The 12,701-nt window shown below is 68.7% G+C and carries 7 protein-coding genes; 5 read left to right on the top strand and 2 right to left on the bottom strand.

All coding sequences use genetic code 11. The features are described from left to right. Positions 1 to 47: 47 nt before the first annotated feature. Both ACH5N8_RS13380 and gnd read right to left on the bottom strand, forming a co-directional pair. Positions 48 to 3,608 carry a PPi-type phosphoenolpyruvate carboxykinase family protein gene (locus ACH5N8_RS13380; RefSeq protein ID WP_483281677.1) on the bottom strand — a complete coding sequence of 1,187 codons (3,561 nt, stop codon included), beginning with the start codon at positions 3,606 to 3,608 and terminating at the stop codon, positions 48 to 50. A gap of 234 nt (positions 3,609 to 3,842) precedes the next feature. Then, on the bottom strand, positions 3,843 to 5,258 hold the full coding sequence (gnd, locus tag ACH5N8_RS13385; protein ID WP_483281678.1) for a decarboxylating NADP(+)-dependent phosphogluconate dehydrogenase: 1,416 nt from the start codon (positions 5,256 to 5,258) through the stop codon (positions 3,843 to 3,845). A gap of 376 nt (positions 5,259 to 5,634) precedes the next feature. Between gnd and ACH5N8_RS13390 the strand changes: the two genes are divergently transcribed. From ACH5N8_RS13390 to glnE, 5 genes are all read left to right on the top strand, one after another. Beyond that, positions 5,635 to 7,209, top strand: coding sequence for an 8-oxoguanine deaminase (locus tag ACH5N8_RS13390; RefSeq protein WP_483281679.1), 1,575 nt, complete (start codon positions 5,635 to 5,637; stop codon positions 7,207 to 7,209). A gap of 275 nt (positions 7,210 to 7,484) precedes the next feature. Beyond that, entirely contained in the window at positions 7,485 to 7,748 is a 264-nt protein-coding gene (locus ACH5N8_RS13395) for a SemiSWEET family sugar transporter (protein ID WP_483281680.1), read from the top strand. Positions 7,749 to 7,763: 15 nt separating this feature from the next. Further along, positions 7,764 to 8,942, top strand: a complete 1,179-nt coding sequence (locus tag ACH5N8_RS13400) for a transaldolase (protein WP_483281681.1) — start codon at positions 7,764 to 7,766, stop codon at positions 8,940 to 8,942. 7 nt (positions 8,943 to 8,949) lie between these two features. Further along, positions 8,950 to 9,717 carry a tetratricopeptide repeat protein gene (locus ACH5N8_RS13405; RefSeq protein ID WP_483281682.1) on the top strand — a complete coding sequence of 256 codons (768 nt, stop codon included), beginning with the start codon at positions 8,950 to 8,952 and terminating at the stop codon, positions 9,715 to 9,717. 85 nt (positions 9,718 to 9,802) lie between these two features. Further along, positions 9,803 to 12,652, top strand: a complete 2,850-nt coding sequence (gene glnE, locus ACH5N8_RS13410) for a bifunctional [glutamate--ammonia ligase]-adenylyl-L-tyrosine phosphorylase/[glutamate--ammonia-ligase] adenylyltransferase (protein WP_483281683.1) — start codon at positions 9,803 to 9,805, stop codon at positions 12,650 to 12,652. Positions 12,653 to 12,701 lie beyond the last annotated feature (49 nt).

Consider the following 12,701-nt stretch of genomic DNA (forward strand, 5'->3'; position numbering starts at 1 on the left):
ATGCCGCGCAGTCCCGGAGGCCAGGCGGCGGCGTCCCCGCCCGCCGCTCAGGTCCTGAGTCCGGGCGCCGGGAGGTTCATCCAGGAACGGACGCGGCCGGACGCCGCCACCCGCTGCAACGGGCTGCCGGCCGGCCCGCACGGCACGCACGACATGGGATCGGCGCCGATGGTGCCGGTCAGCGTCTCCAGGTATTGGGGATCGCTGACCTCGGCCAGCTGGCGCAGGGCCCGGTCGAGCCGCTCCTGCAGGCGCAGCTTGCGCACATAGTGCCGATGCCCCGGCTGCTCCATGAAATGGCGCAGATAGCGGATATGCCGCTGGCACAGGTCCATGTCCCGCACCTGCTTGACCGCCAGGCGCTGGCGGTACCAGTCGGAAGCCAGCAGGTGCTCGCGGGTGAACAGCCGGCGGATGCCGGGGTGGTGGATGTCCATGCCCCGGTAGTCGCCGGTCGCCATGATCCACAGCAGCGCCTCCAGCGGCGGACAGGCATCCTCGATGCTGCGGTCGTGCAGATAGGCCAGGGCCACCCGTCGCTGCGCCTCGACGATGTTGTCGACGCCATCGACGAAGCAGGCGAGATCCTGGGTCTCGGGCTTGAGCATGGCCTCGGCCAGCACCGTGGTCGAGGCATCGAAGATGGCGCCGCAGAAGCGGTGGACGAAATGCGAATTGATGCGGTAGCCAAGCCGGCTGGCCAGCACGGTCCGGCCCTGGTAGTCGAAATCCTCGACCCGGTCCAGGAAGCCCTCGGCCATCAGCGCCGCCGGATCGCGCAGGGCGGGCGGCAGCCGCGACCAGATTTCCGGCACCAGCAGGCTGATGTCGTGATCGATGCGCATGCCGGGGCCGACATGCCCGGCGGCGCTGCTGAAACCGCCGTAGCCGGTCAGGATCATCGACACCAGGGCGTTGTTGAGGTCGGCCGTGGCCCTGAGCGCGTTGAACGGTCCCTTGGTCAGCGCCCCCTCGCTGCCCGCGCCGGTGGTCGAGGGCGACTTGCCGGTGACGCTGCAGATGAAGTCCATGAACAGCTCGGGCAGTTCCTGGTAGTGGATGGGGTTGTAGACGCACAGAGGGCGCAGGCCGGATTTGGGATCTGGCGGATTGTTGCGCCGGCCCGCCAGGACGGCGGTGACCGGGGATACCACCGGCTCGTGCGCCGGCACCCGGCGCTGCAGGCGCGCGCCCATGACGGCGACATGGCTGGGAAACTCGTCGGCCAGATCGGGCCGCAGCTGCAGGTAGCGCGGATTCTGGCTGGGCCTGCCGCCGACCAGGCGCGGATGGGCGGACGACACGGCATAGCCCTGCCCCGCAGCGGTCGCCAGCCGGAGAAAGTCCCGCATCGGCGCGCTGTAGCGGTCGAAGCCGATCACGTCCTCGACCAGGCCGCGGACCTGGGCGATGCCCAGCGGCTCGAAGTTGGACAGGAAGTTGCCGGGCTCGGCCAGGTCGCGCTCGGCCTGCGCATCCAGCCCCCGGTGCACGGCGTCGTCGGGCCGCTGGAACAGGCGGTACTCGCAGTTCAGGGTCAGCTTGACGCAGGGATTGGGCAGGGCCGGCGGATACCTGAGATGGCGGATGGGGGTCACCACCGCAACGGTGATGTCGTCCTCCATCTGCACCTTCGCGGCCGGGATGTAGTCCTGCCGCAGCTTGAAGACACGCCAGGCACCGTCAGGCTCGAATCCCACCCTGAGATAGGACGCCACCAGCGGACGGTCGTCCAGCTTGAGCTCGTTGCCCGGGCTGCCGTTGATGAAGTCGACGCTGAAGTGCCGGCGCCAGTCCGTCCCCCACTCCGGCTTGTAGAAGCGCTTGATCATGAACACCATCGACTTGATACGGTTGGGGATGCTGTCCAGCCAGGCGTTGTAGTCGGGCGTGTAGCGGTTGGCGGAGGCGGTGAGAACGCGAATGACCGACCCCAGGCTGCGGTCGAGGCTGAGCAGGGGCAGGTCCAGCTGCTCCTCCTCGTTGAGCGCGAGCCCCGGCAGGAAGCGGTCGCGGTAGTCGCGCTCGAAGATCGCCCGCACCTGGTCGAGATCGGCATGCAGGTCGTTGACGAACATGGGGCCGAACAGCACCGCGTTGCCGATCGACTTGGAGATTTCCGACTTGCCGCCACCCGAAACGGTGCAGGGCTTGTGGCAGAACACACCCTCGGCATCGGTGCCGACCAGCCGCCAGGACGGCGCCGAGGGATGCTTTTCCATGTTGAGCTTGTAGCCGCTGGGCAGCATGTAGGTGAACCGCGGCTGTAGCTTGAGGGTATGCGTGAGCCCGTCGCGCTGCCAGCTCAGCAGCTGCCGGTTGAGGTCGAACTGGGTGTTCTCCGGCACGTAGACGAGCGCCGGGAAGCGCTTGTCGATACCGTAGCCCTCGGGCTTGACCTCCATCAGATCGCCGAACAGCGCCGTCACCTCGGCAAAGCTGTGATGCGTCTTGCGGTTGCGGTTGTCGGCGCCGAACTCCTCGCCATGGTTGTGGCGCGGGAAGGTGAGAGCGCCGCCGGCATGCTCCTCCTCGGCCAGCCCGAACAGGTTGGCGGCGAAGCCGATCTGGGTCTTGACCTCCTTCTTGCAGTAGCCGAAGTAGTTGTCGGTCAGCAGGGTCACGATCACGCCCGAGGCGTCGCGCGCGGTGATCTTGAAGGGCCTGCCGTCGTTGTAGGGCTCGTCCGGCTCGCGCCAGAACATGCCGTCGGCGATCTGGCGCGGCGTGGCGCGGTCGGCATGCGGCAGCCCCAGCGCCTTCTTGGTCATGCCGAGGATGTGCGGCGCCAGCAGCACGCAGCCGGTATGCCCGGTCCAGTGGTCGACATCCAGGCCGGCGTCGTTGTCGGGCAGGTAGGGATTGCCGGCATTGCCGAAGATGCTTTCGACGAAATCCAGGTTGGACACCATGCCGCCCGGGGCGAAGAAGCGGATCTCCATGCTCTTCTGCGGCCAGCGGCCCGGCACCTCCGGGCAGACCGGCGGCCGAATCAGCAGCGACACGAAGATCTCCGCCGATACCTCCTCGTTGGCGGTGAAGGGCAGCCGCATCAGTTCCACCGGCGGATTCAGGGCGGCATCCAGCATGCGGGCGAAGGCGATGCCGGGCACCGCCTGCTTGTCGCCGGGAATCGGCAACCCGCCGTCGGCGATGTGAAAGGACCCCTCGGTGGTGCGGCGGTCGCGCAGGGTGTTGTGCAGGATGCCCTGGCGGACCCGGTAGCTCTTGACGATGTCGGAGGCAAAGGTATCGCCGTGGGGCGGCAGCGACAGCTCGCGGGCGATGCCGTAGCGGTGCAGCACCAGAGTGGTGGACGGCAGGCGCGGCACCGACGCCAGTCCCAGGCCGCGGATATAGCGGTCGAGGAAGTCCTGGATGCGCTGGTCGGCCGGGCAGAGGTACTCCGGGATCAGCCGGGCCTGGGCCAGGTAGCTGTCGACCAGGTCGCGGGTCACGCTGAGAAATTCGCCGCTGTCGACCTGCTCGCAGATCGGCTGGCCGACCGCCGCCAGCTTCAGGTTGATGTTCAGCAGGTGGCGGTCGCGGCTGTCCTCGGCGGCGGCAGGATTCGGCGTCTTGAGGCCAAGGGTCGACTTGATGTCCACGGGGCGGGGCTCCGGCAAGCTGTGGGGGGTGACGCGACGCGGGCAGGCCAGCCTTGCGAGCGGCGGTCACGAGGACCCAAGCAGGATTCGGGCCTGCTTCGGATCAGCCCCCGGCGGCAGCTCCCCGGTACCGGCAGGCCGCTGGCGCCGGTGGTCCGACCGGCCGCTGCACGCTTTGCGGGCGGACCCGCCCAGGATTGGGACAGGTACCCGGCCCGGCGATCCCGACGGGGATCAGAACCACTCGGTATGGAAGTGCTCCCCTTCCGGCTTGTCGAGGCGCTCGTAGGTGTGCGCGCCGAAATAGTCGCGCTGGGCCTGCAGCAGGTTGGCCGGCAGTCGCTCCGCCCGGTAGCTGTCGAAATAGGCCAGGGCCGCGGAGAAGGCCGGCGCGGCAACCCCGTGGCCGATGGCCAGCTGGACGACCTGACGCCAGTTGGCCTGGGACTGGACGATGATGTCGCGGAAATAGGGGTCGAGGATCAGGTTCTTGAGGGCCGGATCGCGGCGGTAGGCCTCGGTGATGCGGTTGAGGAAGCGCGCCCGGATGATGCAGCCGCCGCGCCAGATCGAGGCGATGTCGCCGAAATTGAGATGCCAGCCGTACAGCGCCGAGGCCGCGCCCAGTTGCACGAAACCCTGGGCGTAGCTGATGATCTTGCTGGCGTAGAGCGCGTCGCGCACCGCGTCGATCAGCGCCTGCCGGTCGCCGGCATAGGGCGTCACGGCCGGGCCGGGCAACACCTGGGAAGCCGCCACCCGTTCGGCCTTCAGCGAACTGAGGATGCGCGCCTCGACCGCGCTGGCGATCACCGACAGCGGCACCGCCATCTCGGTGGCATGGCCCACCGTCCACTTGCCGGTGCCCTTCTGGCCGGCCTTGTCGACGATCAGGTCCACCAGCGGCCGGCCGGTTTCCGGATCCTTGCGGGTGAAGATCTTCGCGGTGATGTCGATCAGGAAGGAATCCAGCTCGCCCCGGTTCCATTCGGCGAAAATACCCGCCAGTTCATCGGCGCTGGGGTTCAGCGTCGCCTGCAGGATGGCGTAGGCCTCGCAGATCAGCTGCATGTCGCCGTACTCGATGCCGTTGTGCACCATCTTGACGTAATGGCCCGCACCGTCGGTGCCCATGTGCCGGCAGCAGGGCTCGCCTTCGGCCACCGCGGCGATGCGGGTATAGATCGGCGCGATGGCCTGCCAGCCCTCGGCGGAACCGCCCGGCATGATGCTCGGGCCCTTCAGCGCGCCTTCCTCACCGCCGGAGACGCCAACGCCGAAGAAGTGCAGGCCCTTGTCCTTCAGGTATTTTTCCCGGCGCTGGGTATCCGTCCACAGCGAATTGCCGCCGTCGATGATGATGTCACCCGGCTCCAGCAGCGGGATGAGCTGCTCGATCACCGCATCGACCGGCGCGCCGGCCTTGACCATGATCTGCACCTTGCGCGGCCTGGCCAGGGCGCCGACGAATGCCTCCAGCGTTCGGCAGGGCACGATGGCCTTGCCCTTGGCGCGGCCCTCGGCGAACCTGTCGGTTACCGCCGTGGTGCGGTTGTAGACCGCGACGCTGAAGCCCTTGGATGCCATGTTGAGAACCAGATTCTCGCCCATGACCGCGAGACCGATCAGACCGATGTCGCATTGACGCATAAGATTTCCTCGCAATCGCTGTTTTCTGGATAAGGCGGTGGAGCCGGAAGGGACGCCGGCCCGGCTGCGGCCCTTTGCTCGCCGGAATCCGGGTGGCAGGCGCAGGTTACGCCACAGACTACGGGTTAATCGATATTTGTCACGCATTTCCAGGCGGGAGACGATGCCATGGCCGGTTCCCGGCCGGCCACCGCCGTGCCAGGCTGCCGGCCAGACCCGTGGGCGCATGCTGCGATCGGGAACGCCGGCGCATCGGGCGGCCCCGGGGAAAGCCGGTGTGGATCGATATCGGCAGAATTTCAGCGGAGCGCCTCACCTGACGCACCATCGCCGATGCGCCGGCAGGCGTCCCCTATCACCCAATCCAGGAATCACGATGATGAGCCGCGACGACACCCAGCAAAATGCCGCCAGCGCCCTGCCCGACAAAGCCACCGGCATGTCGCGCCGGGGCTTTCTGGCAGCCGGGCCGGTGGCGGCCACCGGCCTTGTGCTGGCGGGCACGCGCGCCGAGGCCGCCGGCAGGCCGCAGCAAGCCGAGACCGGCACGCATGCGGGCCAGCGTCCGCGCACGATGCTGGTCAGGAACGCCAGCGTCATGGTCACCATGGACGCGCAGCGGCGGGAAATCCCCGACGGCGGCCTCTACATCGAGAACGGCATCATCCGGCAGGTCAGCCCCAGCAGCCAGCTGCCGAAGACCGCCGACGAGGTGCTGGACCTCAAGGACCACCTGCTCTTGCCGGGCCTGGTCAATACCCATCATCACCTCTACCAGCACCTGACCCGCGTGGTGCCCGCCGCCCAGGACGGCAACGTCTGGAACTGGCTGAAGGTGCTCTATCCGATGTGGGCCCGGATGCAGCCGGAGGACGTCAAGCTGGCCATCCGGGTCGGCCTCGCCGAGCTGGCCTTGTCGGGCTGCACCACGGTCTTCGACCAGCAGTATCTCTTCCCCAATGGCTGCACGCTCGACGACGCCATCCAGACCGCCGCCGAAGTGGGCGTACGCTTCCATGCCTCGCGCGGCAGCATGTCGCTGGGTGCCTCCAGGGGCGGCCTGCCGCCGGACAGCTGCGTCGAGGCAGAGCCGGCGATCCTCAGGGACTGCCAGCGCGTCATCGAAACCCATCACGACGCCAGACCCGGCGCGATGACCCGCATCGTGCTGGCGCCCTGTTCACCGTTCTCGGTGACGGCCGACCTGATGATCGAGTCCGCCAGGATGGCGCGGCACTACAAGGTCAGGCTGCACACCCACCTGGCCGAATCTCCCGACGAGGAACGCTTCACGCTGGAGAAATATGGCCTGAGGCCGGCGGCACTCATGGAAAGGCTCGGCTGGGTCGGTCGGGATGTCTGGTTCGCCCACGCGGTGCACATCAACGACGCTGAAATCGCCATGTTCGCCAGGACCGGCTGCGGCGTGGCCCACTGCCCCTGCTCCAACATGCGCCTGGCCTCGGGCATCGCCCCGGTCTGGAAATACCGGCAGGCCGGGGTCAACGTGGGCCTGGGCGTGGACGGCGCCTCCAGCAACGACGGTTCGCACATGCTCGGCGAGGCGCGGCAGGCCCTGCTGCTGGCGCGACTGAACCTGTCCCGCACGGCGGGCGGTCCGCCCACCGACAGCAAGCAGTGGCTGAGCGCCCGCGAGGTGCTGGAGATTGCCACGCTGGGCGGCGCGGCGGTGCTGGGCCGGGACGACGTCGGCTCGCTGGAGCCCGGCAAGTGCGCCGATTGCTTCGCCGTCGGCCTCAACCAGATCAGCTTCGCCGGCGGCAGCATGAGCGACCCGGTCGCGTCCCTGGTGTTCTGCGCCCCGGTCCGGGCGGCGTATACCGTCATCAACGGTCGCACCATCGTCAAGGAGGGCCGGATCACCACCCTGGACCTGCCCGGGGTCATGAGCCAGTGCAACCGGGCGGCGCTCCGCGTCATCAACGGCTGAAACGGCCATCGCGCCCACGGCAGCGCGGGCATCCGTCCCGGCGCCGGGGCGCGGCATCGTCGATCCTGATGGCGGCCGAGTTGCCGGGCATCGCCGCCTCGACCGCGCCGACGCCCTCGACCCAGGCCGCCCATGCCCTCTATGATGGCAACCCGGCCGGGGCATCCCCGGCCAGACCGGGATCGGCGGCCGCGACGATCGTCCAGCTAGTCGCACCGCCTTGATGACACGCCCCCGCCACACCCTTGCCGGTCCGCGACAAGAGCCCACGCCGCATGGAAAACACTGACCTGATCGGCACCATCGCCGGCACCCTGACCACCCTTTCCTTCGTCCCGCAGGTGCTGAAGACCTGGCGCTCCCGCTCGGCCGGCGACATATCGACCGGCATGTTCCTGCTGTTCAGCCTAGGCGTGCTGCTGTGGCTGATCTACGGCATCGCCATCCGCGCCGCGCCCATCGTGCTGGCGAACGGCATCACCCTGATCCTGTCTACGGCTATCATCGGCATGAAATTCTGGTTCGAACGTGACCGCTGACCCCCGGAGCCGACCATGACCCCATCCCTGCTCGAACAACTGCGTGCCATGACCGTGGTGGTCGCCGACACCGGCGACTTCCAGTCGATCCGCCAGTACCGGCCACGCGATGCCACCACTAACCCGTCCCTGATCGCCGCCACGGCGCAGATGCCGGAATACCGGGAGCTGGTCGACGAGACCCTGTGCGAGGCGCGCCATACCCTGGGTGCCGATGCCACCTCCCAGGCCGTGGTCGCGGCCGCCTTCGACCGGCTGGCCATCCGTTTCGGCCAGCGCATCCTGGACATCATCCCCGGCCGCGTCTCGACCGAGGTGGACGCCCGGCTGTCCTGGGACACCGAGGGCACCGTCGCCAAGGCGCGCCACATCATCGCCCAGTACGAGGCGGCGGGCATCGACCGCGCGCGAGTACTGATCAAGATCGCCTCGACCTGGGAGGGCATCCGCGCCGCCGAACAGCTGGAAGCGGAGGGCATCCACTGCAACCTGACGCTGCTGTTCGGCCTGCATCAGGCCATCGCCGCCGCCGAGGCCGGGGTGACCCTGATCTCGCCCTTCGTCGGCCGTATCCTCGACTGGTACCGGAAGGAGACCGGCAAGGACTTCGCCCCGGCCGAGGACCCGGGCGTGCGCTCGGTGACCCAGATCTACCGGTACTACAAGAAATTCGGCTACCCGACCGAAGTCATGGGCGCCAGCTTCCGCAACGCCGGCGAAATCCTCGAACTGGCCGGCTGCGACCTGCTGACCATCTCGCCGGCCCTGCTCAAGGAACTGGAATCGGCAACCGGCACGCTGGCGCGCAAGCTTGATCCCGCCGCGGAAGCCGACGCCGAACTGGAGCGCATCCACGTCGACAAGGACACCTTCGACCGCCTGCACGCCGCCGATCGCATGGCCTCCGACAAGCTGGCCGAGGGTATCCAGGGCTTCGCCAGGGCGCTCGAACAGACCGAGGCCCTGCTGGCCCAGCGCCTGCGCCAGCTGGAGGGCGACACCGCCCTGGCCCGGCCGGCCGGCGACCTGTTCGCGATCTACGACGTCAACGGCGACGGTCACGTCAGCCGCGAGGAATGGCTGGGCACCGATGCCGTGTTCGACGCCATGGACGCCGATCACGATGGCCGCATCAGCCTGGCGGAACTGCGCGCCGGGCTGGGCGCGATCGTCAACCTGGCCGTGGCGGCCTGAGCGATCGATGGCCGGCCCCGACCTTCCGCCCTCGCTGACGCGCGCCGGCCGGACGGCAGGCCTCGCCATCCGGCGCCGGGCAAGCGGATGGCTGGCGGCGGTCTGCCTGCTGCTGGCGGCCCATCCCGGCCTGGCCAGGTCCCCGGATGCGGTCGAGACCGAATCCCGTGCCCTGCAGGGGGAGTGGGCGAGTGTCTTCTACGAGGCGCCGCGGGAGCAGCGCTCCGGGCGCTACAAGGGGCTGCTCGACCGTGTCCGCCAGCTCAGGGCCCGGCATCCCGGCCGGGCCGAACCGCGGATCGTCGAGGCCATCATCCTCTGCACCTACAGCGCCTCGGCCCTGGGACTGGACACCCTGGACATGCTCGAACTGGCCCGCGTCCTGCTGCAACAGGCCATCGACCTCGACCCTCCCGCGCTGGACGGCGCTGCCTATGTGACGCTGGGCAACCTCTACCGGCGCCTGCCGGGCTGGCCGATACTCTACGGCGACAAGCAGCTGGCCCGGCAATATCTGGAGGCCGGGCTCCGGCTCTACCCCGATGCGATCGACACCAACTACTTCTACGGCGAATACCATCTCGATGCCGGCGACATGGACAGGGCCCGACACTATCTGGGGAAAGCCAGCCATGCGCCGATCCGCGAGAGCCTCAGGATTTCCGATCTCAAGCTGAAGGAGGAAGCCGACCGGGCGCTGGCCGAGCTGCGCGCCGGGCGGTCCGGGCACTCGGACTTCTTCGGCCTGTTCACGCCCGCCTTCGACGGCCGGTGACGCCACCCGCCCTTGATGCGGACCCCGGTTCCCGACCGATGCCGGCGACCGCCCCACCCCGCCACCCTCACCCAGCCCCTGCCGCATGAGCGAAAACCTGCCCCCCATCGAGAACCTGCCCGAGTCGCTGCAACCGGGCGTCCGGCTGGTCTGGTCGTCCTGGTGCGAGAACGCCGGCGACGACGCCCCCGCGCTGCCGGCGGCCATCCTGGCCAGCCTGCCCGCGGTGTGGGCGGCCAGCCCGTTCGTCGCCGGTCAGTGCATCCGCCGCCCGGCGCTGCTGCGGCAGCTGGTCGACAGCGGGCGGCTGCGGCGTGCCCGGGGCGAGCACGAATACGCCGGACTGCTAGCCGAGGCCCTGGCCGGGGTCGACGACGAGCCTGGCCTGATGGCGACGCTGCGGCGCTTCCGCAACCGGGAAATGGTCCGCATCGCCTGGCGCGACATCGCCGGCTGGGCGCCGCTGAACGAGACGCTGGCGGATGTCTCGCTGCTGGCCGAGCACTGCGTGCAGGCGGCGCTGGAATGCCTGTTCCGGCAGGCCTGCGCGGCGCGCGGGACGCCATGCAACCAGCGCGGACAACCGCAGAACCTGGTGGTGCTGGGCATGGGCAAGCTCGGCGCCTGGGAGCTCAACTTCTCCTCGGACATCGACCTCATCTTCGCCTTCCGCGACGATGGCGAACTCCAGGACCGCCGCCAGACCAGCTATGTCGAGTTCTACACCCGACTGGCGCGCAACCTGGTCAAGGTCATCGATGCCATCACCGAGGACGGCTTCGTCTTCCGCGTCGATACGCGGCTGCGGCCGTTCGGCGATTCCGGGCCGCTGGTCATGAGCTTCGATGCGCTGGAAACCTACTATCAGAGCCAGGCCCGCGAATGGGAGCGCTACGCCATGGTCAAGGCGCGCGCGCTGGCGGGCGACCTCGAGGCCGGACGGGAGCTGGAGGCGTTCCTGCAGCCCTTCGTCTACCGCCGCTACCTCGATTACCGGGCACTGGGCGAACTGCGCGAGCTGAAGCGCAAGATCACCGCCGAGCTGGTGCGCAAGGACCGCCAGGAAAACGTCAAGCTGGGGCCCGGCGGCATCCGCGAGATCGAGTTTATCGGCCAGGCCTTCCAGCTGATCCGTGGCGGCCACGAGAAGGGCCTGCGGGAGCGCCGCATCCAGGCCGTGCTGGCGCGGCTCGGCGAACTCGGCCTGATGCCGGCGGCCTCGGTGGCCACGCTGGCACATGCCTACCGCTACCTGCGCACGGTGGAAAACCGCCTGCAGCAATACGCCGACCGCCAGGCCCATGACCTGCCGACGGCGCCGGAGGAGCGTCTGGCCATCGCCCATGCGCTCGGTCACGCCGACTGGGACGGCTTCAAGGCGGCGCTGGACGGCGTCCGTGAGCAGGTACATGCGATTTTCCGGGAGGTCGTCGCCGGCGGCCAGAACGAGGAAGCCGCCGTGCCGGCCCTGACCGGCGAACCCGGGCAGATCGCCGCCAGCCTGGCCACGCTGGGCTTTGCCGATACGGCCGGGGCGCTGCCGCTGCTGGGCGCCTTCCATGATACGCATGCCATCCGCAAGCTGACCGCGCGCGGCGAGGCGGAACTGCGGCGGGTTCTGCCGGAGCTGATCCGGGCTGCTGCCCGCACGGCGGCGCCGCTGCAGACCCTGGAGCGCCTGCTGGGCCTGATCGAGGCCATCGCCAGCCGCAACGTGTACCTGACCCTGCTGGCGGAGAATCCGCCGGCCCGCGAGCAGCTGGTCAAGCTGGCAGCCGCCAGCCCCTGGATCGGCAATGCCATCGCCCGCCATCCGCTGCTGCTGGATGAGCTGCTGGACCCCCGCAGCCTCTACCGGCCGCTGACCCGCGAGGAACTGCGCCGGGAACTTACCCACCGGCTGGCCTCCATCGAGGTGGACGATCCCGAGGCCCTGATGATCGCCCTGCGCCAGTTCAAGCAGGCCAATGTCCTGCGCGTGGCGGCGGCGGACATCTCCGGCGCCATCCCGCTGATGGTGGTCAGCGATTACCTGAGCTATCTCGCCGAAACCGTGGTCGACAGCGTCATGCGCCATGCCTGGCGCATGACCGCGCAGCGCCACGGCGTGCCCCCCGGCGCACGCCCCGACGAGCCCGACGGCTTCGGCGTCATCGCCTACGGCAAGCTGGGCGGACTGGAGCTCGGCTATGGCTCCGACTTGGATCTCGTCTTTCTCTACGACGGCGACGGACTGGCCCAGACCGATGGCGCAAAGCCGGTCACGGTGGCCGAATTTTTCGCCCGGCTCGGCAAGCGGCTGATCCACCTGCTGACGACCAACACCCCGGCCGGCGTGCTCTACGAGACCGATCTGCGGCTGCGTCCCTCCGGCAGCTCGGGACTGCTGGTCAGCAGAATCGACGCCTTCGCCACCTACCAGATGCAGGAAGCCTGGACCTGGGAACAGCAGGCGCTGGTCAAGGCCCGTTTCGTGGCGGGCGACACCCGGGTCGGCGAACGCTTCGGCAGCATCCGGCAACGCTCGCTGTGCCGCGTCCGCGAGCTCGAATCGCTGCGCCGGGACGTGCGCGAGATGCGGGAGAAAATGCGCGACACCCTGGGCGCCGGCGAGGCGGATGTGTTCGACCTCAAACAGGATGCCGGCGGTATCGTGGATATCGAGTTTCTAGTACAATTCGGCGTTCTTTCGCGGGCCCATGCGTGCGCCGGACTGACGGAATGGACCGATGTGGTGAGACTGCTGGAGAGCCTGGCGACGGCCGGGTTCGTGACGCCGGACGACGCCGCCTTCCTGAAACAGGCCTACTGCCAGTACCGCGATCGCGTGCATCGCGCCGCCCTGCAGGAAACCCCGGCCCGCGCCCCGGCATCCGAGTTCGAAGCGGAACGGTCACGGGTACGGCACATCTGGAACGCCATCATGGTCGGCTGAAAGCGACGCCGCCGGGAATCCGGACCGCCGCGACAACATCCTTTTCCCA

The organism is Methyloparacoccus sp. NF-16 (assembly GCF_056880625.1).

Excerpts from the sequence above, each read along its gene's own strand:
- glnE (WP_483281683.1), top strand. The coding sequence starts at position 9,803 with ATGAGCGAAAACCTGCCCCCCATCGAGAACCTGCCCGAGTCGCTGCAA.
- gnd (WP_483281678.1), bottom strand. The coding sequence starts at position 5,258 with ATGCGTCAATGCGACATCGGTCTGATCGGTCTCGCGGTCATGGGCGAG.
- ACH5N8_RS13390 (WP_483281679.1), top strand. The coding sequence starts at position 5,635 with ATGATGAGCCGCGACGACACCCAGCAAAATGCCGCCAGCGCCCTGCCC.
- ACH5N8_RS13400 (WP_483281681.1), top strand. The coding sequence starts at position 7,764 with ATGACCCCATCCCTGCTCGAACAACTGCGTGCCATGACCGTGGTGGTC.
- ACH5N8_RS13395 (WP_483281680.1), top strand. The coding sequence starts at position 7,485 with ATGGAAAACACTGACCTGATCGGCACCATCGCCGGCACCCTGACCACC.
- ACH5N8_RS13405 (WP_483281682.1), top strand. The coding sequence starts at position 8,950 with ATGGCCGGCCCCGACCTTCCGCCCTCGCTGACGCGCGCCGGCCGGACG.